The organism is Sphingomonas sp. MMS24-J45 (assembly GCF_044881195.1).
In the GTDB taxonomy this organism is placed as follows: Bacteria; Pseudomonadota; Alphaproteobacteria; order Sphingomonadales; family Sphingomonadaceae; genus Sphingomonas.
In genome coordinates this window covers 875,882-896,235 of record NZ_CP173255.1, presented here as the reverse complement: position 1 = coordinate 896,235, position 20,354 = coordinate 875,882, and the positions used below count along the sequence as shown (strand labels likewise).

The following is a 20,354-nucleotide window of genomic DNA, read 5'->3' as shown; positions in this document are numbered from 1 at the left end:
ATGGGATACCGTTGGTGCTCAGCCGGGTAGGCGGAGCGTGATTGTCGTTTCGATCGTGCTAAAATGCACCGTGTTCCCCTCGGTGACCCGCGTCTCGGTTCGGTCGCGCAGCTCGCGCACCAGTCCGGTTGCCGCGTCGAGCGTCCGGCGCGAGCGGATCGTCGCGGTCGGCGTGTGCGCGGTCGCCGCCAGATCATGACCATGCGTCTCGGGTGGCGCGGCGGCATCGATCGCCCCGTCGGCCTGGATGTCGACGGTCACGATCTTGCCCGGCCCACGCGTGACGGTTTCGATGCCGGCGAGCGCAGTGCCGGGCGGAAGCGGCGGGCGGCTTGGCACGCGGATAGTGCGCGTGCCTGACGGCTGATCGGCCGCAGCCCCGGCAATGACCGGCGCGAGGATCGAGCCGAGCATCGCGCGCTTGCGTTCGGACGGTAAGCGCCGGAGCGGGCTGGCGAGAATGCGCGCGTCGCCGCTGCGGTCCCGGTGCGGGGTCATCCGCTCGATCGCATCGGCGATCAGCGCGATCGCGGCGTCCGCGTCCTCGATGTCGAGGACCGTTCCGTTGGGATCGAGCCGAAAACGAAGCGGCTTGCCGAGCAACGCGCCGGTCGCCGCGCGGAACATCCGCCCGGTCGCGTCACCCGCCCCTTCATCGACTGCGTCGAGCGTGACGGTAACGGCATAACCTGTGTCGGTGCGGTGAAACACGACCGATCGGTGCGCGTGAAAGCGACGGACGACGCCGTCCGCGCTGCGCGTTTCGACAGTCTCATAAGAATAAGCGCGATCTTCGACCGGGCGAAATTCCGCCGCTGCGGCGCTCGGCCACAGCAGGACTACCAGCGCGGCGCCCGCGCGAATCACGTGGTGCGGCGGCTCACTGCATGGGCCGCCGCCGTTGCCGCGATCAGCGTGAGCGCGGCATTGGCCTGATGCGCGACCGCGATCACGATCTCGACCCCGCTCAGCAGGGTTGCGATGCCGAGCGCGATCTGCATGACGACCAGCACGATCACCGTCCACCCAGCGCGCGGCGCACCGGCGCGGATTGCCTTTGCGCCGAGCCAGACGACGCCCGCCGCAGCGGCAAAGGCGAGCCAGCGGTGGATGAACTGGACCGCGACCGGGTTATCGACCGCGTTGCGCCACAAGGGATCGATCATCGGCGTCGCCGCCGGAAAGATTTCGTCGCCCATCAGCGGCCAGCTCGAAAAGGCATAGCCCGCGTCGAGCCCGGCGGTGAACGCGCCGAACATGATCTGCGCAAAAAGAAGCAGCAGCGCGGCCCCGGCAAAAGCACGTAGACGCGCCGGGTTGGCGAGCCGGTTGTTCGCCAGATCGCGCAAATCGAGCGCCGTCCACACCGTGCCAGCGAGCAGCGTCAGTGCCGTGACGAGATGCACCGCGAGTCGCACGTGGCTGACATCGGTCCGCTTGGCGAGGCCCGACGACACCATCCACCAGCCGATCGCGCCCTGGAAACACACCAAGGCGACCAATGCGAACAGCCGCGGGACATAGCCGCGCGGGATTCGACGCGCGGCCCAGAAGGCGAGCAACGGCAACAGATAGGCGGCACCAACGACGCGGCCGAGCAAGCGGTGGACATATTCCCAAAAGAAGATGGCCTGGAACCCGGCCATCGTCATGCCGCGATTGAGCTGCTGATATTCCGGGATTTTCTTGTAATTATCGAATTCCGCCTGCCACTGCGCGTCGGTCAGCGGCGGGATGATTCCGCTGATCGGTTTCCACTGCGTGATCGACAAGCCCGACTCGGTCAGCCGCGTGATGCCGCCGATAATGACCATCGACACGACCAGCGCGGCGACGAAAAACAACCAGTTCGACAGCGCGTGCGGCCGAAGGCGCGTGGGGAGGGTGGATGCCTGAAGCATAGGTCCCTTTACGCCTCCGTCAGCCTCGCGTCGATTGAGGATTTGGACGGTATGAATGCAAAGGTTGCGCTGGCCTCGCCCGGCGGGAAGGGGCGTGAGTCGTCACCCCCACGGATGGCGGAGCCGCCGGAACAGGCCTTTCTTCGCAGTCACTTCAAACATTTCGGACGGGCTTTCAGGGTCAAGCACTTCATTGTCGGCCAGCCATTTTTCGACCGTGCTCAAGTCCGGGATTTCATAGGGCCGTAGCGAGCGACCCGGCCCCCGCAACGCCTCGATCGTCGCGATGATCGATCCGTGCGCCTCGATTTCACGTGCGACGTGCTCCACCGGAAGGCCAAGATGCTCGGCGATCAGGCCGTCGCGGATCGACGCGATCACCGCCGCCCCGTCCGCGCCCGGATCGATCGTCACGTCGCATTCGGTGTCGAGGCCCATCGACCGGTTGTTCATGTTGGCCGAACCGATCCGGAGCGTCTGGCCATCGACGATCATCACTTTGGCATGGACGTAGATCGCGGTGCCTTCCGCGGTGAAGGGGTGATACATCCGTAGCCGGTCCTGCGGGTCGCGCTGCTTGAGCGCGGCGACGAGCCGGGCGCGCGCGGTGTCCATCGCCACCGGTTCGAGCCAGCCCTGTGCGGTCAGCGGGTTGACGATGACGATTTCGGGGCAATCCGGTTCGGCCAGGCGGGCGGCGATCGCCTCTGCAATGCGGCGCGAGGCGAAATATTGGCTTTCGGCATAGATGCTGTGTTTCGCGGCGGCGATTTGCGCGACGAACAGCGCCTCGATCTCGCGGACCTCGCGGCATTCCGGCATTTCCGGCCGCGTCCGGGCGATGCCGACCTCGACATCGTGAAAATCGGACTGCAGGCCATCGGGCCAGCAATCGCTCTCGCCTGGAACGGGATCGAGCGCGTGTCCCCCCGCCCGCGTCCAGCGCTTGCGCGCCAATTCGCCTAGCGCGGCGGCGGTCGGACCTTGCAAGGCCGTCGTGGCGTCGTGCCACGGGGTGTAAGCCTTTCCGCTCGGGGTCTTGCGGCGCGGTTCGTCGTCGCGGTGGTCGCGCGTGTCCCAGCGCTCGCTGGTCATGTCGATCCCGCCGCAGAAGGCGATGCAGTCGTCGATCACGACGATCTTCTGGTGATGCGATGCGCCGGCGGGATGGAAGCTGTCCAGCTTCGTATGGATGCGCGGGTGGCGCATCCATTTGGCAATCGTTGTGATGTTCGAGGCGCGTAAGAAAGTCTTCAAAGCGCCGACGTCCCAGCGCAGCAGGAAGATTTCGAGCTCGGGGTTCCGTTCGGCCAACCAGTAGATGAAGCTGCCGACGGTGGCCGGTTCATCGGGCAAGCGGCCGTCGCCGACCAGTTCGATCCGCGCGTCGAAATCCCATCCCACCAGCATGATCCGCTGCTTGGCCTTCAGCATCGCCGAGCGAGCCTTGGTGAAATAGTCGTCGGCATCGACGATCACGCTCATTCGGGTCGCACGCGCCGTTCGCCAGAAATGTTCAGGATCGAGCGCCACTTGCATTCCTCCTACGGCCTGACCGCACGTTTTGGCCCGGCAGGAGCCGAGGAAAAGACGCATAGCGCGGGACCCGGTGTCGCACGACCCCTCAAAAAATGGCAAGATGATATGTTGTAACTTTTCGTCTGTCGTGCCACATGACGGGCAGAATGACCTCCCTAGCCCACACTCCAGCGCTTCAGTGGATCGAGCAGCGCTTCGACTCGATGGCGATCGGGCTGTCGGGGCTGTGCGTGGTGCATTGCATCGCGAGTTCGGTGCTGATCGCGCTCGCCTCGACCGCGGGCGGCCTGCTGCTGAACCCGCTGTTTCACGAAGTCGGCCTGACGATCGCGATCGGGTTCGGCGTGTTCGCGCTCGGGCGCGGGATCTTTACGCATGGCTATATGATGCCGGCCGTGGTCGGATCGGCGGGCCTGGGCACGATGGCGGGGGCGATCTCGCTGCCGCATGACGGTTCGGGCATGGAAACGGTGTGGACGCTGCTCGGCGTCGCGATCCTGGCACTCGGTCACGATCTCAACCGGCGCGCCACCCACTAGAAGCACCCCAAGCGATCCGCCGAGTCGGCGCATTGCGGCGCGGGCGGCGAAAGCCTATCTCTTAGCGATGGCAGCGCATCATCATCACGAGCCGCAAGGGGCCGATCTCGCGACGGCGGCACAGGCAACGCTCGAAAAATCGGGCGAGCAATGGACCACGATGCGCGCCAACATCTTCAAGGCGCTCGCCGGGTTCGACAAGCCGGCCTCGGCCTATGACATTGCCGAGGCGGTCTCCAAGGCCGAGGGCCGTAGGGTTGCGGCGAACAGCGTCTATCGCATTCTCGACCTGTTCGTCGGGGCGAACCTGGCGCGGCGTGTCGAGAGTTCGAACGCCTATATCGCCAACGCCCATCCCGATTGCCTGCACGACTGCATCTTCCTGGTGTGCGATGCCTGCGGGCAGACCACGCACCTCGACGACGATCGCATCACCAAGGGCGTGCGCTCGGCGGCGGAAGCGGCGGGGTTCTCACCGGTGCGCCCGGTGATCGAAGTGCGCGGGAAGTGCGCGACCTGCGAGTAAGCTAGCGGCTCAGGGCAAATCCTTGCCCATCCGCACCCCCGGGACGGGCGGACCGGCATCCGCCATTCGCTCGACTCGTTCCATCGCGCGATAGCCGCAGGCGAGGTACAGCGGCTCGCCCGCCAGCGTCGCCATCATTTCGACCCGGCGGAAGCCCGCGGCGCGCGCGGCATCTTCGCACAGCGCCAGCACCAGCCGTCCGACGCCGCGGCGCGTGTAGCTGGGGCAGGTGTACATCGCGCGGATGCGCGCCGCATCGGTGGCCGGATCGAGCGTGCGGGCATCGCGCTGTATTGCGCTTTGATCCCCACCATAGAGCGTCGCGCGGTAGCTCCACCCGCCGCAGCCGACCGGCTCCTCATCCTGTTCGACCAGGAAATAGGTTCGGTCGGCAATCAATTGCGTGTCGAGCCCCATGCTGAGACGGCTCGCGGCAATCTCCTCCGACGAGAGATAGGGCCGCTGCAGCGAATCGATCGCGCGATCCATCAGCGCGGAAATCGCAGGAATGTCGGCCTCGGTGGCGAGGCGGTAGGTGAGGCCGGGCATGGCACCTATGTGGTGCGCCCGTGCATCATCCGTCAAGAAAATGTGGCGCGTATCCGGCGTGATGATCGGACAATCGACACGGCAACCGAGCGGCGCTAAACAGGTCCGATGGTTGATACTCTCCAAACGCCGCTGCTCGACACGGTCAATCTCCCCTCCGACCTTCGCGCGCTGGCGCCGACTCAGCTGCGGCAGCTTGCCGACGAGCTGCGGCAGGAGACGATCGCCGCGGTCGGCGTGACCGGCGGGCATCTCGGGTCGGGGCTCGGCGTGGTCGAGCTGACGGTTGCGATTCACTATGTCTTCGACACGCCCAACGACAAGCTGGTGTGGGACGTCGGCCACCAATGCTATCCGCACAAGATCCTGACCGGCAGGCGCGACCGCATCCGCACGCTGCGCATGGGCGGTGGCCTGTCGGGCTTCACCAAGCGGAGCGAGAGCGAGTACGACCCGTTCGGCGCGGCGCACAGCTCGACCTCGATTTCGGCGGGCCTGGGCTTTGCCGTCGCCAACAAGATTGCGGGCAAGCCCGGCAAGGGCATCGCCGTGATCGGCGACGGCGCGATGTCGGCGGGCATGGCGTATGAGGCGATGAACAACGCGGCGCAGGCGGGCAACCGGCTGGTCGTCATCCTGAACGATAATGACATGTCGATCGCGCCGCCGGTCGGTGGCCTGTCGGCGTATCTCAGCCGGATCGTGTCGAGCCGCGAGTTCCTCGGCTTCCGCGACCTCGCGCGCAAGCTCGCCAAGCACCTCCCCAAGCCGATCGCGGCAGGGATGCGCAAGACCGACGAATTCGCCCGCGGCATCGCCATGGGCGGCACGCTGTTCGAGGAATTGGGCTTCTACTACGTCGGGCCGATCGACGGGCATAATCTCGACCAGCTGATCCCGGTGCTCGAAAATGTCCGCGATGCCGAGGAAGGCCCGATCCTGGTCCATGTCGTGACCAAGAAGGGCAAGGGCTATGCCCCGGCCGAGGCCGCGGCCGACAAGTATCACGGCGTGCAGAAGTTCGACGTCATCACCGGCGCGCAGGCCAAGGCCCCGCCGGGGCCGCCGCAGTACCAGAACGTGTTCGGCAAGCAGTTGTCGACCGAGGCCGAGAGCGACCCGCGGATCTGCGCGATCACCGCGGCGATGCCCTCGGGCACCGGGCTCGACACCTTTGCCAAGGCGCATCCCGACCGCTTCTTCGACGTCGGCATCGCCGAGCAGCACGCCGTCACCTTCGCCGCGGGCCTCGCCGCGCAGGGGATGCGGCCGTTCTGCGCGATCTATTCGACCTTCCTGCAGCGCGCCTATGACCAGGTGGTGCACGACGTCTGCATCCAGAACCTGCCGGTGCGCTTCGCGATCGACCGGGCGGGCCTGGTCGGCGCGGACGGCGCGACCCATGCCGGGTCGTTCGACGTGACCTATCTCGCCACCCTGCCCAACATGGTGGTGATGGCCCCGGCCGACGAGGCCGAGCTGGTCCACATGACGCATACCGCCGTGCTGTATGACGACGGCCCGATCGCGATCCGCTACCCGCGCGGCAATGGCGTCGGCGTCGAGCTGCCGGCGCAGGCGCAGCAGCTGGAGATCGGCAAGGGCCGCATCGTGCGCCAGGGGCACAAGGTCGCGATCCTGTCGCTCGGCACGCGGCTCGGCGAATCGCTCAAGGCGGCCGAGGCGCTGGAGGCCAAGGGGCTGAGCACGACCGTCGCCGACCTGCGCTTCGCCAAGCCGCTCGACGAGGAATTGATCCGCAAATTGCTCTCCACGCACGAAGTGGCGGTGACGATCGAGGAAGGCGCAGTCGGCGGTCTCGGCGCGCATGTGCTCACTTTCGCGTCGGACGACGGCCTGATCGACGCGGGCCTCAAGCTGCGCACGTTGCGCCTGCCCGATCTGTTCCAGGACCAGGACAAGCCCGAGGTGCAATATGCCCAGGCCGGGCTGGACGCCGATGCGATCGTCGACACGGTGCTGAAGGCGCTGCGCCACAATTCGGGCGCGGTGGCGGAGGGCGCGCGGGCGTAAGGGCCAGCGCTAAAGTCACACGAGTCACACCATCGCCGGGGTTTGCGCGGGCGCTAAAGTCGCACGAGTCGCACCATCGGCGACCGTGCGCCCGCGCGCACCCTCAGGCGCCCCCCGCTTCAGGCACCTTCGTCGCGCGGCGGCAGGGGCTTGTAATCGTCGGGAACCAGCGCGTCGGGGCTTTCCTCGTCCACGTCGGTCAGCGCGCCGAGCGTATCGGGCAAGGCGGTGCGGGCGTGCGCGATCTGCGCCTCGACCGTGCCGTTGCCGGGGCCGGTCTGGCCGTAGATAAGCGGCATCAGGCGTTGCAGCATGAACATCATCATCTTGTCGGACGGGATCGACATCTCGGCGACGAGCTTGCCGCCACGCCAGATTTCGCGCGGGGTGCCGATGATCGCGCGTTCGAACGCGATCGCGACCAGCCGCCCGGTGGCGACGAGCAGCGCGTCGTCCCACGCCTTGGCAAAGGCCGCGCCCTTCGGATGGCGGCGCAGACGGTAGCACGAGCGCGGGGTGATCTCCGCCGCCTCCGCCGCGACCGAGACGCAGCCGGTATCGGCAAGCGCGGCGAGGAAGGTGCGCTGCCGCTCCGCGGTCCAGCCGCTGAACCGGCGGCGGGCGAGCTGGACGGCTTCGTAATTGGCCCGGCGTTTGGCGGCATTCTCCGCCGCGATCTTCTCCTCGGCTTCGTTCATGTTGATCAGGAGGTCGGGGTTGGGATGGTCGCGGATTTCGTCGTCGCTGAACATGGGTCTTGCTCCTTGGTTGTAGGAGCGCGACCATTTAACCGTTCTGGTTCGTGTAGGACAGCGCGGCGCCGAGACGCGGAATAGCAAAGCTATTCCGCGTCTCGGCGCCGCGCTCTGCCGGCGGATGGCGCAGCCGATCCGGCCGAAGGCGCGGATTTACTCCGCGCCCTGCGACTGTTGTTTGTGCTCCGCTTGTTTCGGTTGATGTCGCCTTCCCTTGCGCGCTAAGCGGGCACATGTTGCCAAAATGGTAATTGTGACCGTCCCTGCCGAGAAAGTGACCGAGGAAGCCGGTTCGGTGGAGCGCGGTCATGCGGCGTGGCAGCGCGCGAAGATCGAGCGGGGTTTGGCGGAGAGCAAGGACCGCGCGGCGATGATACCGGTCGAGCAGATCTGGCGCGATCTCAAGCTTGAGGGTTAGCTCCGAAGCCCGCCACTTTAGCGGGGATCAAGCCGCGCGGCTTGTCGGGACCATTGCGCGATCACCGCGACCGGCTAGCAGCCCGGCGATTGAAATGTCTTCATCGAGCGCGTCCCAGTGCAGCACGTGCGGGCTGATCTGGACGGCGGCTAGATCGTCCGGCTGGGCGTTGAGCAAGCGCGGAAACCAGGCGAGCGGCACGCCGAGTGTGCGGCCGTCGTCGAGCTCGACCCACATTTGATCGGCGTCGAAGCGGATTTGGGTGGGCCCTGGGGTGGCCTCAGGCGAAATAGTCATGCCATGCGCTTTCGATCTCGGCGCTGCATTCGAAAATACGCGCATATGGCTAAAAATCCCGTTCTGACTACTACTAGTCTGTTCGTACGAATGCTCCGGCGGCAAAATGTGATTTAAATTGGTATTTCTCGATTAGACTAGGGCTGAGATTTTTGAGCAGAGCGTACTTCTCCACCAAAGGCTTAAATTTAGTCAATCCCTCTCCGTAAATACAGTTTAATCCGATCAGCGCTATTTCAGCATTAGACAAAAGAGATCTTACAACCTTCACGTAAAAGTACTTATCAGGCAACCTAGAACGATCTATAAATGCGATTATATTATATAAAATCCGAAAGTAATGACCAAGATCATTGATGTATTTATTAAATATAACTGTGTAAGCTTGTTCTCGGCCGTGTTCAAGGCGGGCGGAAACTCTATCTAAAATAAAGGCGAATGAATCTTGGCCTCTTTTATCAGGACCATCAGAACGCTGAATATCGGTCGCGGCTACTACGTCTTGAAACATTCTGAGTAAGTTAAAAAATGTTTGGTCATCTCGATTGATTTCTAAATCGTTCTTCGCTTGTTCGTCGTTCGATCGAAGACGAAGAACCTCGTTGCGTTGAATATTCCAGGCTAACAAAGCGCTAACAGCCGCTGCAGCCGCCATAGTTGCGCTTAGAGGGCCGAAAGAATCTCCAAATGCACCAGTATTAGAAAAATCCCATCTTATTCCAATGGGATTCCAGCCTGCTCCGCTAGCAATTATGATAGCAACCCATGCTATCAAAACTGCGGCGATAAAGAGCAAGACTAATCTATAATTCTTCACTTAGAACCAACCGTAGTTCGTTTTCCCTAAAATGCGCAGACTTAAGTTCGTCATTCTGGTTGAACCAGTTGCAGCCCACGTCGTCTTCTTGCATCCAAGAAACCGTCATAAACGGACCACCCGATTTTAGTTTAACGAGATCTCCTATTTTCATTTCACTCACTCCGCCGCAACCCCAGCCCGCGAGAACATATCGCCCTCGGCGTCGTCGGCCTCATTCGCCGCAGGCCCAGCCTTCGCCTTCTGCCGCTTATCAAACCCTTCCCACACTTCATTCCAATTCCCGCGCGTCGCGGCCTTGGAATATTCGGTTGCGCGCTGTTCGAAGAAATTGGCGTGCTCCACCCCGTTCAGCATCGGGGCGAGCCAGGGGAGGGGGTGTTCGTCGATCATGAAGATCGGCTTGAGGCCGAGCTGGCCCAGCCGCCAATCGGCGGTGAAGCGGACGTACTTCTTGATTTCCTTCGCGGTCATGCCGTTGACCGGGCCCATTTCAAAGGCGAGGTCGACGAAATTGTCCTCGAGATGGACGGTGTGCTGGCACATCTCGCGAATGTCGGACTTCACACCCTTGGTGAAGCAATCGCGTTCGCGCACGAAGGTGTGGAACAGCTTGATGATGCCTTCGCAGTGCAGGCTCTCGTCGCGGATCGACCAGGTGACGATCTGCCCCATGCCCTTCATCTTGTTGAAGCGCGGGAAGTTCATCAGCATCGCGAAGCTGGCGAAGAGCTGCAGCCCTTCGGTGAAGCCGCCGAACATGGCGAGCGTCTTGGCGATATCCTCATCGGAATCGACGCCGAACTTCTGCAGGTAATCGTGCTTGTCCTTCATCTCGCTATATTCGAGGAAGGCGCCATATTCGCTCTCGGGCATCCCGATCGTGTCGAGCAGATGGCTGTAGGCGGCGATGTGCACCGTCTCCATGTTGCTGAACGCGGCCAGCATCATCTTGATTTCGGTCGGCTTGAAGATGCGGCCGTATTTCTCGTGATAGCAATCCTGCACTTCCACGTCGGCTTGCGTGAAGAAGCGGAAGATCTGCGTGAGCAGATTGCGTTCGTGGTCGGAGAGTTTCTGCGCCCAGTCGCGGCAATCCTCGCCCAGCGGCACTTCCTCGGGCATCCAGTGGATCTGCTGCTGGCGCTTCCAGAAATCGAACGCCCAAGGGTATTCGAACGGCTTGTACTGCTTGCGGGCTTCGGTGAGGGACATGGGTTTCTTCCTGGACTGACAGACTTGAAAGAGGTGGATCAGATCAAACGCGAGAGGCTGAAGCCGGCGAAGGCCAGGCCCAGCACGATCATGCCGATACCGAGGTAGCGGCGTTCGGGGGATTTGGCGGGCGCGGTGGCTTTGCCGGCCGACAGCCCTTTGGGCGAGCCGGCGACGAAGCCGAGCACCCAGCCGAAATAGACGAGATTGAGCGCGATGATGACGCCGAACAGATCGAAGGCATTGGTCAAAGGGACTCACTCCACGGCCGAGGAATATCGGCAAAACCGGTCATGCCGCCAGGCTCCAGCGCCACATTGCGGTCGCGCTCATCGCCAGCACGAGGCCGAGCGACAATGCCATGATGCCGGCCATGCGGAAAACATAGACTTTAGCCTCGCTCCGCTTGCGTGTGAGCGCGAGCAGCAGGCCCGCGCCGATCAGCGTGAACAGCAGCGCGACGCCGTACATGATGGCGATCGACAGGGTCATCGCCGCACCGTGCGGTTGACGTACACCGTCTTGCTGCGGTGCGAGCCGACGCCCAAGAAGACGACGCCGATGAAGAAGCCGAAATCGTACCAGCCGCCGTTGTTGGGCACCGCGTACACCGCGATATCGGGCACGAACAGCGAGAGCACCCAGGCGACGGGGAAGATGAAGCCGTGCCACAGGCCCAGCAGGAAGCCGGGCGTGTCGGGCGTGTGCTGTACTGCGCTCGGCACCTGATGCGCGCAGGCGGCGAGCAGCGTCACCCCCGCGAGCGCAGCCGCTGTGCGAATAGGTCGATTCATGCGATGTTCCTTGCATCCAAAGCGCGGAATGCGCGTTCGGACCGAGCACTCTCAACGCAGGAGCTATGGAAATGGTCGACGCATCGCAGATTAAAGAACATGCCGAAGTCATCGGCGCCGACGGCGTCCATGTCGGTACCGTCGACCACGTCGAGGGCGGCCGCATCAAGCTGACCAAGAAGGATTCGGGCGCGCAGGTCAACGAAGGGCATGGCAGCCATGAGGGGCACCACCATTACATCTCGCTCGGCCTGGTCGCCGATGTCGAGAACGGCACGGTCCGCCTTTCTGCCAACGCCGATGTCGCGGTGACGTTCGAAGAAGAGAAATGAGCACTTAACCCCTCTCCCTTCGGGAGAGGGTGGCCGAGCGTAGCGAGGTCGGGTAAGGGCAGGGCGGGTCATTCCGCTCTGCCCTTGCCATTTGTGCTGTCCTCACCCTTCCCATCGCTGGCGCGATGGGCCCCTTCCCTCTCCTGAACGGAGAGGGAGATTTGCGCGATCACGCCGTCCAGATTCTGCATCACATCGTTGTTCGAAACGCGCAGCACGCGGAATCCTTCGTCTTCGATGACGTTCGTTCGGCTTGCATCGCGCCATTCGCGATCGGCATGGGTATCGCCATCGACCTCGATCACCAATTTCTCCGAAAAGCACAGGATGTCGACGTAAAAGGGGCCGACCGGGGCTTGGTGGCGCCACTTCATCGATGGGAAAGCCTGTTTTAGCGCCCGCAACAACCGGCGTTCGGGTTCGGGCGCGTCACGACGGAGCTGTCGTGCGCGGGGAACGGTGCCGATCGGTTGATTTGCGTAGAGGCGCAACGTCCTGCCCTCACCCTTCCGGCGCTTCGCGCCTCCCTCCCTCTCCCAAAGGGAGAGGGAATTTTACCTCACTGACACGCCAGGCATTCGTCGTAATTCTTCACTTCGATGTCGAATTGCGGCTTTTCGATCGTGTTGTCGGCCTCGACGCCGCCCGCGAAACCGGCACGCTGCACCGATTTGGAGCGGAGATAGTAAAGCGACTTGATGCCCAATTCCCACGCGCGGAAGTGGAGCATCAGTAGGTCCCACTTTTCGACATCGGCGGGGATGAAGAGGTTGAGCGAGGTCGCCTGATCGATGAAGGGCGTGCGGTCGGCCTGCAGCTCGATCAGCCAGCGCTGGTCGATCTCGAAGCTGGTCTTGAAGCAGTCCTTTTCCTCCTGGCTGAGGAAATCGAGATGCTGCACCGATCCGCCTTGCTCGAGGATCGAATTCCACACGGCATCTGAGTTCTTCGATTTCTCGATCAGCAGTTTCTCCAGATACGGATTGCGGATCGAGAAGCTGCCCGACAACGTCTTGTGGGTGTAGATGTTCGCCGGGATCGGCTCGATGCACGCGGAGGTGCCGCCGCAGATGATGCTGATCGACGCGGTCGGCGCGATCGCCATCTTGCAGCTGAAGCGCTCCATCACGCCCATGTCGGCGGCATCGGGGCAGGGGCCACGCTCATTGGCGAGGTGCATCGACGCTTCGTCGACCTGACCCTTGATGTGCTTGAACATGCGCAGGTTCCACGACTTGGCCATCGCGCCTTCGAACGGCAGCCCGCGCGCCTGCAGGAAGGAGTGGAAGCCCATGACGCCCAGGCCGACCGAGCGTTCGCGCATCGCCGAGTAAGCGGCCTGCTCCATGCCGGGTTCGGCGCGGTCGATGAAATCCTGCAGGACGTTGTCGAGGAAACGCATCACGTCCTCGATAAAGCCCTTCTCGTCCTTCCACTGATCCCACGTTTCGAGGTTGAGCGAGGACAGGCAGCACACGGCGGTACGCTCGTTGCCGAGGTGATCCTTGCCGGTCGGCAGCGTGATTTCGCTGCACAGGTTCGAGGTCGAGACCTTGAGACCCAAGTCGCGGTGATGCTTGGGCATCGCCTTGTTCACGTGATCCGAGAAGATGATGTAGGGCTCACCGGTCGCGAGGCGGGTTTCGACCAGCTTCTGGAAGAGCGAGCGTGCATCGACGGTGGCGCGCGCCGAGCCGTCCTTCGGGCTGGTCAGCGTCCATTCGCTGCCCGACCGGACCGCTTCCATGAAGGCATCGGTGAGCAGCACGCCGTGGTGCAGATTGAGCGCCTTGCGGTTGAAATCGCCCGAGGGTTTGCGGATTTCGAGGAACTCCTCGATCTCCGGGTGCGACACGTCGAGATAGACCGCCGCCGAACCACGCCGCAGGCTCCCTTGCGAGATGGCGAGCGTCAGCGAATCCATCACGCGCACGAACGGGATGATGCCGCTGGTCTTGCCGTTGAGGCCAACGGGCTCGCCAATGCCGCGGACATTGCCCCAATAGGTGCCGATGCCGCCGCCGCGCGAGGCGAGCCAGACATTCTCGTTCCAGGTATCGACGATGCCGTTGAGGCTGTCGGGCACGGAATTGAGGAAGCAGGAAATCGGCAGGCCGCGCCCGGTGCCGCCGTTCGACAGGACCGGCGTCGCGGGCATGAACCACAGGCGCGAGATATAGCTGTAGAGGCGCTGCGCGTGGGCGGCGTCATCGGCATAGGCCGAGGCGACACGGACGAATAGATCCTGGAAGGTTTCGCCGGGCAGCAGGTACCGGTCCCGCAGCGTGTCCTTGCCGAATTCGGTCAGCAGCGCGTCGCGCGAGTGATCGACCTCGACCGGGTAAAGCTGCGCGCGCACTTCCTTCGAATCGTTGCGCGCGGTGAGCGTACGTTTCGCGCCGCTGGTGTCGCTCGACGGGGGAGTGGTGCTGCTCGTCAGCGCCTCGATCGCATCGGTTGCCATGTCCGTATTCGCTTCCCTGCTGTCCCGAAAATCCATCGTCATCGCCTTCGTCTTCCCGTCACTTGCTGGGCCGGAGCGCCGCCATTTCACCGTGGCGCGTTCCCGGTCCGTTCGAATTGGGGACGAGCCCCCATGCTATTCCCTCCGGGGCGAACACACGAGAACAAAATAAGATCGTCCCGTGTCGTAAACACAGGCTGATGTCTCTCTGCAATATGGGATTGCAGGCTCTGTTCTACTAGCTCTTGGGTTCGCCCCCGAACTCAACCCCAACAGATTGTGCCGGATCGACCTGCGGTGCAACCCGGTAAATTACACTTTAGGGACTCGACTCGTCGCTATTTTGATTCAGCTCAACGCAACGCCAAAGTGCCGGCAAGGCGCGACGCGCGGTCAAAGCTGGCCTTGCCGAAACGCAAGAGACCGAACCGGGAACGTGACATTTTTTTCACGCAGCCGTACCGGGTGACGCAGCGGGCGGTCGGGGCAGGGTGACGATGGCGGCGAGGCCGCCGAGATCGGCTGATTCGAGACTCAGGGTTCCGCCGTAGAGGGTCGCCAGTTCGTGCGCGATCGACAGGCCAAAGCCGTGGCCGTCGCCGCGTTCGTCGAGTCGCTGCCCGGCGGCGAGCGCGGCGGCGTGTGCTTCGGGCGGGATGCCGACGCCATCGTCGGCGATGTCGAGACGGACGAATCGCGGGTCTGCGGCGACGCGTGCCTCGACTGCGATTCGGCTGCGGGCGAAACGCCAGGCATTGTCGAGCAGGTTGCCGATCAGTTCGTCGAGATCCTGGCGATCGACGGCCACTGTCAGGTCGGGCGCGATCTCGACGGTAGCGGTGACGCCGCGATCGGCATGGATGCGGCCGAGCGCGTTGGTGAGGTCGGCGAGCACGGGGGCGAGCGGGGTCGCAACGCGCATCGCGCCGCCGGGCGTTGCGGCGCGGGCCCGGCCGAGATGGTGGCGCACCGCACGGTCGATTCGGTCGACCTGTTCGCGCAACTGACCGTCGGGATCGTGCGGGGGGAGGGCGAGGGCGAGGGTCGCGAGCGGGGTCTTGAGGCCGTGGGCGAGGTTCGCGACATGGCCGCGCGCGTTGGCGAGCGCGGCGGCGTTCTCGGCGAGCAGCGCGTTGATCTCGGTTGCGAGCGGGGCGAGCTCGCTTGGCTGGTTTTCGGGCAGCGCCTCGGCCTTGCCCGCGCGGATCGCGGCGAGGCTTGCGCGCATGGCTTTCAGCGGGCGTAGGCCGATGCGGAGCTGGACGAGCGTGGCGAGGGTGAGCGCGGCCCCGAGCAGCAGCAGCGAACCGAGCAATGGCATCATCGCCGCGCGCAAGGGGCGATCGACGATCGCGCGCGGGGCCGAGGCGGTAATCCGAACCGGGCCGGCGGGGGTGGCAAGCGTCAGGCTGCGCGCGTGGCGCGGGCCGTCGCGGTCGCGCCAGTCGAGCGCGCGTGGCCGGTCGTCGCGATCATGGCGCGCGAACGGCGGCGGTGGGCCGTCGGGAAAGCGCGGGCGTTCCTCCATCGCGTTCAGATCGGGCTTGGCGGGGGAGGCGAGCGTGCGCCCGCCCGCGTCGATCCGCCAGCCCCAGCCGCCGCGCGCATCGTCATAGGGTGCGGCGAGGATCAGGCGGCTGCGGTCGATCGTGCCATCGCGCCCGACCGCCTGGGCCAGGATCGCGATCTGCGCGTCGAGCCGGTCGTCCAATCCGCGCATCACGAAGCGATCGAGCACCGCGCCGATCGAGACCGCGGCGAAGGCGAGCGCGGCGAGCGTCGCGAAGAGCGCGGTGGCTAGCAGGCGACCGTAGAGCGAGCGGGGGAGGAGGGTCATGCTTCGTGTTCTCCGGCGAAGGCCGGAGCCCAGGGTTGCTGGCGCAGCCCCCGCGACCCTGTTCTCCGGCCTTCGCCGGAGAACAGGAAGGTGTGCCGGGAGAGCGAAACCTTCACCCCTCCACCACCCGATAGCCGCGGCCGCGCACGGTCTCGATCCGCTCCGCGCCGATCTTCTTGCGCAGGCGCCCGACGATCACTTCGAGCGAGTTGGAATCGGGATCGGCGTCGCCTTCATACACATGGTCGAGCAGGTCGAGCCGGTCGACCACCACGCCCTTGCGCAGCATCAGCGTGGTCAGCACCCGCCACTCAAGCGCGGTGAGGCGCAAGGGGAGTCCGTCCAGTTCGACTTGTCCGGTCTGCGCGTCGAACGACACGGGCCCGCACTGGATGCGCGCGGCGGCGTTGCCGGTGGCGCGGCGGACCAGCGCGCGCAGCCGCATGACGAGTTCCTCGACGCGAAACGGCTTGGTGAGATAATCGTCCGCCCCGGCGCGGAACCCTGCGACCTTTTCAGACCAGCCGTCGCGCGCGGTGAGGATCAGGACGGGCAGCGCACGCCCGGCGGCGCGCCATTCCTCCAGCACGGTGATGCCCGATTTGATCGGCAGGCCAAGATCGAGCACCGCCGCGTCATAGCTGCCGGTGTCCCCGAGATGCGCCCCATCCTCGCCATTCGCCGCCACATCGACCGCGAAATGTTCGGCGCGAAGCGCCTTGGCGATGCCGTCGGCGAGCGTCGCGTCGTCCTCCACCAACAGAATGCGCATCGTCTTGTCCTTCCCGCCGGTCGCTAATCCGCGCGCTTAAACGGTGGCTGAACCGGCAAGTTCAGCGTGGTGGTGGGGTGCGTGCGCAAAAAGGGCAACACCAACAACGCAAGGAGTGCAGACATGACCGACTATATCGAAGGCCCGACCCCGGCCGAGCCGACCCCGACCGCCCCGCGCAAGCGCCGCCTGTCGGTGCAGGCCGCGCTGGTCGCGACGGCGTTGCTCGCGGTGGGTGTCGGCGGCGGGGCGACCGTCGCGCAGATGACCGGCCCGACGGTCGAAATGGCCCCCGCGACGCCGACCGCGATCCGGACGCTGAGCGACGGCGAGTCAATCGTTACCGTGCGCGGCAAGGTGGCCGAAGTGTATGGCGCGGCGTTCATCATGGCGGATGCCAGCGGTCGCGCGCTGATCGAAACCGGGCCGCGCCACGGTTTCATGGGCAACGCGTCGCCGCTGGTGAGCGTTGGGCAGACGGTGACGGTGCAGGGACGTTTCCGCGATGGCACCGTCCATGCATCGTTCCTGGTCGGCGCGGATGGCAAGGTGATGGCGCTGCGCCCGATGGGGCCGCCGCGTGGCGGTCCGGGTGGGCCGGGTGGGCGGCATGGCCCGCATGGCGGCCCGGGCGGACCCGAGGGGCGTGGTCCGGATCGCGGGCCTGATGGCGGGCCGGACGACGGCCCCGACGGCGGCCCGGATGGGGCGGGTGCGCCGCCACCTCCACCGCCAGCCGCTGCTGCGGTGACGGCGAATAGCGCGGGCTGAGGCGCCGTTCTTCGAAACCCTTCCCCGGCCTTCGCCGGGGAAGGGTTTAGCTTGGGGCGTTATGCTGTTTTCCTGAGCGGGACCGTCGCGGTCGCGAGCCGTTCCATGTTGAACGTTTCGGCGAATTCGAGGCCGGCCTTGCCGTCGGCCGCCCAGCGCAGGCGCGCCGGGAACATCTGGTTTTCGAGCAGTTCAATCAGCACGTCGAGATCGCCGACGCCGTCCTCGACCTCGATCCCATCGATCATCACGCCGCCCGACGAGATGTTGCGGATGCGTACTTCGCCGACCACGTCGCCGGCCTGGATGCGGGCTGTGCGCAGCATCGCGGTGCGCGGCGAGCGGCTGACGCGGTATCCGCTCGGAGTTGCGCGCCCGTCGGCCGCTTTCAATTGCACGGCGACTTCGGCAGCGCGGGCGGGTTTGCCATAGGCATAGCCCTGGATATGGCTGCAGCCGAGTTCGCGGATCAGCGCGATCTCGTCGTGATTCTCGACGCCCTCGGCGGTCGTTTCCATCCCCAGCGTATCGGCCAGGTTGACGATCGCCTTGATGATCGCGGCGTTGCGGTTGCCCGCGATCGTCGCGCCTTTCACGAAGCTCTGGTCGATCTTGATCTTGTCGAACGGCGCCTTCTTCAGATAGCCGAGCGAGGAATAGCCCGTCCCGAAATCGTCGAGCGCCAGACGCACGCCGCAGCCCTTCAGCGTCTTGAACATCTGTTCGGTCGCGGGGGTTTCGTCGACGAACACGCCCTCGGTGATTTCGAGCTCGAGCCGATGCGGCGCGATCCCCGATTTCGCCAGCGCCGAGGTGACGAGCGTGGGCAGGGCGGGATTGGCGAACTGAATCGGCGACACGTTGACCGCGACGCGCACGTCGCTCGGCCAGGTTGCCGCCTCGATGCAGGCGGTGCGCAATACCCATTCGCCGATTGCCTCGATCAGCCCGCAATCCTCGGCGACGGGAATGAATTCCGCCGGACTGATCATGCCGCGGGTCGGATGTTCCCAGCGCAGCAGCGCCTCATAACCGACGATCCGTTCGGAGCGCGTGCTGACGACGGGCTGATAGGCAATGTGGAACTGGTTGCCGCCGAGTGCATCGCGCAGATCGTCTTCGAGCTGCTTGCGGCTTTGCGCGCCGACCAGCAGTTCGTCACGGAAGAAGCGGTGGATGCCGCGTCCGTCGCCCTTGGCGGCATACAGCGCGAGGTCGGCATTGCGGACCAGCGTTTCGGCATCGGTGCCGTCGTCGGGCGACAAGGCGATGCCGATCGAACAGCCGATGCTGATCGCCGACCCGTCGATGCTATAGGGTTGCGACAGATCGAAGATCACGCGCCGTGCCAGCTCGCCCAGTTTCTCGCGATCCGACATGGCGGGAAGGATCACCTGGAATTCGTCGCCTCCAAGGCGCCCGACCAGGCCCGCCTCGCCGATCGTGCGCTGCAACCGCTGGGCGACCTGCTTGAGCAGCGCGTCGCCCATCTGGTGGCCGAGCGTATCGTTGACCGCCTTGAAGCGGTCGAGATCGAGCAGGAACAGCGCCGAGCTGCGCACATGTCCCGGCTGGGCGAGCCGTTGCGCCAGTGTCTGGTCGAGCGACAGGCGCAAACGCTGGCGGTTGGCGAGACCGGTGAGGCCGTCGAACAAGGCGAGGCGGGTGATCTCCGCATCGGCGCGGCGGCGTTCGGTCAGGTCGCTGCCGCTGCCGACGAAGCCAACGAAATGGCCGAAATCGTCGATCACCGGCCGACCCGAGATCGACCACCAGCGATCCAGCTTGGCGACACTCGCCGGGCGCACGGAGTAGTTCGAGAAAGCGGTGCGCGAGGCGAGATGGAAGGCGAGCGTGCGCTCGGTTTCCGGCGTCGCGCTGTCCATGCGGAACAACGTGGTGAGCGGCGCGCCGATCGCGGGCGCGTCGGGCAGGTCGAGCTCGCTTGCGACCTTGGCGGTCAGATAGGTGATGCGGCCCTCGGCATCGGTTTGCCAGAACCAGCCGTTCGAATGCGCCTCGAATTCGGCGACCAGGCGAGTGGCCATGCGGCCTTGCGCATATTCCAGGTCGCGCCGCGTCCCCGCGCGCCGGTCGAACGCGACCAGGCGATAGGTGGCGACGGTCAAGCACAGCACGAAGCCAAGCGCGATGCCAAGCGCGGTGTCGAAGCCTTCGTGCAGGCCCAGCACCGCGACCAGTCCGATCGCGAAGCCAAGCGTTGCCGCGCGTACCGGGTGCAGCGCGATGATCGTCACGATGATCGCGCCGAACACCGCGACGAAGCTGATGAAGTTGAACGTGCCGGACACCGTCCCGACGGTCGCATAGAGCAGGGCGAGCAGCGCCGCCGCGATGCCGCATCCGACCAGGGTCGCGATGCGCACGTGGATATATGGCGACCAATGCTTGAGCGGCGGCACGCACGCCACCACCAGCAAGAGCAGGCCCAGCGCGGCAACAACCGCGCCCCACAGCGTGGCGGCGTTCATCAACGCGGGCAGGCCCGCTTCGTACGCCGCCCACCACACGATCGAGGGGGCGGCGACCGCCACGACGAAGGCGAGCGGCCAGATCGCGCCGAGTTGGCGCACCTGGATATGCAATTTGTCGCGGTGGCTTTCCGGCGCGCGCGGGCCGGGCATCAAATCGGCACGAAACGCCGCCAATGCGCGGAGAACGGCTTTTACGGGATTGAAACGGGCTCGCATCGATTCTTCGATAGCGGGCGAACCTTGCCAAAGTCCCTGCGGCCTTTGGTAAACAGGCAATAAGGATACCTATTTCGCAACCT

General features: G+C 64.7%; 23 protein-coding genes. 6 read left to right on the top strand and 17 right to left on the bottom strand.

The window, feature by feature from the left end; translation table 11 throughout:
* Window positions 1-18: 18 nt before the first annotated feature.
* The 3 genes from AB5I39_RS04565 to AB5I39_RS04555 form a co-directional block, all read right to left on the bottom strand.
* A complete protein-coding gene (locus AB5I39_RS04565; protein ID WP_404371741.1) occupies window positions 19-867 on the bottom strand; it encodes a hypothetical protein in 849 nt (282 codons plus the stop codon).
* The gene (locus tag AB5I39_RS04560) at window positions 864-1,901 is read right to left on the bottom strand and encodes a COX15/CtaA family protein (protein ID WP_404371738.1); all 1,038 of its coding nucleotides are present in this window, start codon (window positions 1,899-1,901) and stop codon (window positions 864-866) included. The genes AB5I39_RS04565 and AB5I39_RS04560 overlap by 4 nt, the downstream gene beginning before the upstream one ends.
* A gap of 102 nt (window positions 1,902-2,003) precedes the next feature.
* Window positions 2,004-3,440 carry a phospholipase D-like domain-containing protein gene (locus tag AB5I39_RS04555; RefSeq protein WP_404371735.1) on the bottom strand — a complete coding sequence of 479 codons (1,437 nt, stop codon included), beginning with the start codon at window positions 3,438-3,440 and terminating at the stop codon, window positions 2,004-2,006.
* A gap of 146 nt (window positions 3,441-3,586) precedes the next feature.
* Between AB5I39_RS04555 and AB5I39_RS04550 the strand changes: the two genes are divergently transcribed.
* Both AB5I39_RS04550 and AB5I39_RS04545 read left to right on the top strand, forming a co-directional pair.
* Window positions 3,587-3,979 carry a MerC domain-containing protein gene (locus tag AB5I39_RS04550; RefSeq protein ID WP_404371732.1) on the top strand — a complete coding sequence of 131 codons (393 nt, stop codon included), beginning with the start codon at window positions 3,587-3,589 and terminating at the stop codon, window positions 3,977-3,979.
* Between the two features lie 67 nt (window positions 3,980-4,046).
* A complete protein-coding gene (locus tag AB5I39_RS04545; RefSeq protein ID WP_404371729.1) occupies window positions 4,047-4,505 on the top strand; it encodes a Fur family transcriptional regulator in 459 nt (152 codons plus the stop codon).
* Between the two features lie 9 nt (window positions 4,506-4,514).
* Here the strand turns inward: AB5I39_RS04545 and AB5I39_RS04540 are convergent, their stop codons facing one another.
* Window positions 4,515-5,054 (bottom strand): GNAT family N-acetyltransferase, encoded by a 540-nt coding sequence (locus AB5I39_RS04540; protein WP_404371726.1) that lies wholly within the window; start codon window positions 5,052-5,054, stop codon window positions 4,515-4,517.
* Window positions 5,055-5,162: 108 nt separating this feature from the next.
* Here AB5I39_RS04540 and dxs point away from each other — a divergent pair, with 108 nt between their 5' ends.
* Window positions 5,163-7,088: a 1-deoxy-D-xylulose-5-phosphate synthase gene (gene dxs, locus AB5I39_RS04535; protein ID WP_404371723.1), complete on the top strand. Its 1,926-nt coding sequence runs from the start codon at window positions 5,163-5,165 to the stop codon at window positions 7,086-7,088.
* A gap of 119 nt (window positions 7,089-7,207) precedes the next feature.
* Here the strand turns inward: dxs and AB5I39_RS04530 are convergent, their stop codons facing one another.
* A complete protein-coding gene (locus AB5I39_RS04530) occupies window positions 7,208-7,840 on the bottom strand; it encodes a hypothetical protein (RefSeq protein WP_404371721.1) in 633 nt (210 codons plus the stop codon).
* 256 nt (window positions 7,841-8,096) lie between these two features.
* Between AB5I39_RS04530 and AB5I39_RS04525 the strand changes: the two genes are divergently transcribed.
* A complete protein-coding gene (locus AB5I39_RS04525) occupies window positions 8,097-8,261 on the top strand; it encodes a hypothetical protein (RefSeq protein WP_404371718.1) in 165 nt (54 codons plus the stop codon).
* A gap of 27 nt (window positions 8,262-8,288) precedes the next feature.
* Here AB5I39_RS04525 and AB5I39_RS04520 read toward each other — a convergent pair whose 3' ends face one another.
* The 7 genes from AB5I39_RS04520 to AB5I39_RS04490 form a co-directional block, all read right to left on the bottom strand.
* Window positions 8,289-8,558 carry a DUF2442 domain-containing protein gene (locus AB5I39_RS04520; protein ID WP_404371715.1) on the bottom strand — a complete coding sequence of 90 codons (270 nt, stop codon included), beginning with the start codon at window positions 8,556-8,558 and terminating at the stop codon, window positions 8,289-8,291.
* 73 nt (window positions 8,559-8,631) lie between these two features.
* Window positions 8,632-9,375 carry a putative phage abortive infection protein gene (locus AB5I39_RS04515; protein WP_404371712.1) on the bottom strand — a complete coding sequence of 248 codons (744 nt, stop codon included), beginning with the start codon at window positions 9,373-9,375 and terminating at the stop codon, window positions 8,632-8,634.
* Complete coding sequence (locus AB5I39_RS04510) at window positions 9,362-9,529, bottom strand: YodC family protein (RefSeq protein ID WP_404374007.1); 168 nt, start codon at window positions 9,527-9,529, stop codon at window positions 9,362-9,364. The genes AB5I39_RS04515 and AB5I39_RS04510 overlap by 14 nt, the downstream gene beginning before the upstream one ends.
* Before the next feature lie 5 nt (window positions 9,530-9,534).
* Window positions 9,535-10,590: a ribonucleotide-diphosphate reductase subunit beta gene (locus AB5I39_RS04505; RefSeq protein ID WP_404371709.1), complete on the bottom strand. Its 1,056-nt coding sequence runs from the start codon at window positions 10,588-10,590 to the stop codon at window positions 9,535-9,537.
* 38 nt (window positions 10,591-10,628) lie between these two features.
* Entirely contained in the window at window positions 10,629-10,841 is a 213-nt protein-coding gene (locus AB5I39_RS04500) for a hypothetical protein (protein ID WP_404371706.1), read from the bottom strand.
* A 40-nt stretch (window positions 10,842-10,881) separates the two neighbouring features.
* Window positions 10,882-11,082 carry a hypothetical protein gene (locus tag AB5I39_RS04495; protein ID WP_404371703.1) on the bottom strand — a complete coding sequence of 67 codons (201 nt, stop codon included), beginning with the start codon at window positions 11,080-11,082 and terminating at the stop codon, window positions 10,882-10,884.
* Entirely contained in the window at window positions 11,079-11,384 is a 306-nt protein-coding gene (locus tag AB5I39_RS04490; RefSeq protein ID WP_404371701.1) for a hypothetical protein, read from the bottom strand. The genes AB5I39_RS04495 and AB5I39_RS04490 overlap by 4 nt, the downstream gene beginning before the upstream one ends.
* 71 nt (window positions 11,385-11,455) lie before the next feature.
* Between AB5I39_RS04490 and AB5I39_RS04485 the strand changes: the two genes are divergently transcribed.
* The gene (locus AB5I39_RS04485) at window positions 11,456-11,716 is read left to right on the top strand and encodes a DUF2171 domain-containing protein (protein ID WP_404371698.1); all 261 of its coding nucleotides are present in this window, start codon (window positions 11,456-11,458) and stop codon (window positions 11,714-11,716) included.
* 68 nt (window positions 11,717-11,784) lie between these two features.
* On the opposite strand, the gene AB5I39_RS04480 is transcribed toward AB5I39_RS04485, so the two are convergent.
* The 4 genes from AB5I39_RS04480 to AB5I39_RS04465 all read right to left on the bottom strand — a co-directional run bounded on the left by AB5I39_RS04480 (window position 11,785) and on the right by AB5I39_RS04465 (window position 16,789).
* Window positions 11,785-12,207, bottom strand: a complete 423-nt coding sequence (locus tag AB5I39_RS04480; RefSeq protein ID WP_404371695.1) for an endonuclease domain-containing protein — start codon at window positions 12,205-12,207, stop codon at window positions 11,785-11,787.
* 68 nt (window positions 12,208-12,275) lie between these two features.
* A complete protein-coding gene (locus tag AB5I39_RS04475) occupies window positions 12,276-14,216 on the bottom strand; it encodes a ribonucleoside-diphosphate reductase subunit alpha (RefSeq protein WP_404371693.1) in 1,941 nt (646 codons plus the stop codon).
* 412 nt (window positions 14,217-14,628) lie between these two features.
* Entirely contained in the window at window positions 14,629-16,017 is a 1,389-nt protein-coding gene (locus tag AB5I39_RS04470) for a sensor histidine kinase (RefSeq protein WP_404371690.1), read from the bottom strand.
* A 112-nt stretch (window positions 16,018-16,129) separates the two neighbouring features.
* Window positions 16,130-16,789, bottom strand: coding sequence for a response regulator (locus AB5I39_RS04465; protein ID WP_404371688.1), 660 nt, complete (start codon window positions 16,787-16,789; stop codon window positions 16,130-16,132).
* Window positions 16,790-16,912: 123 nt separating this feature from the next.
* Here AB5I39_RS04465 and AB5I39_RS04460 point away from each other — a divergent pair, with 123 nt between their 5' ends.
* Window positions 16,913-17,560 carry a hypothetical protein gene (locus AB5I39_RS04460; RefSeq protein WP_404371686.1) on the top strand — a complete coding sequence of 216 codons (648 nt, stop codon included), beginning with the start codon at window positions 16,913-16,915 and terminating at the stop codon, window positions 17,558-17,560.
* A gap of 59 nt (window positions 17,561-17,619) precedes the next feature.
* Here AB5I39_RS04460 and AB5I39_RS04455 read toward each other — a convergent pair whose 3' ends face one another.
* Window positions 17,620-20,271 (bottom strand): putative bifunctional diguanylate cyclase/phosphodiesterase, encoded by a 2,652-nt coding sequence (locus tag AB5I39_RS04455; protein WP_404371684.1) that lies wholly within the window; start codon window positions 20,269-20,271, stop codon window positions 17,620-17,622.
* Window positions 20,272-20,354: the final 83 nt, after the last annotated feature.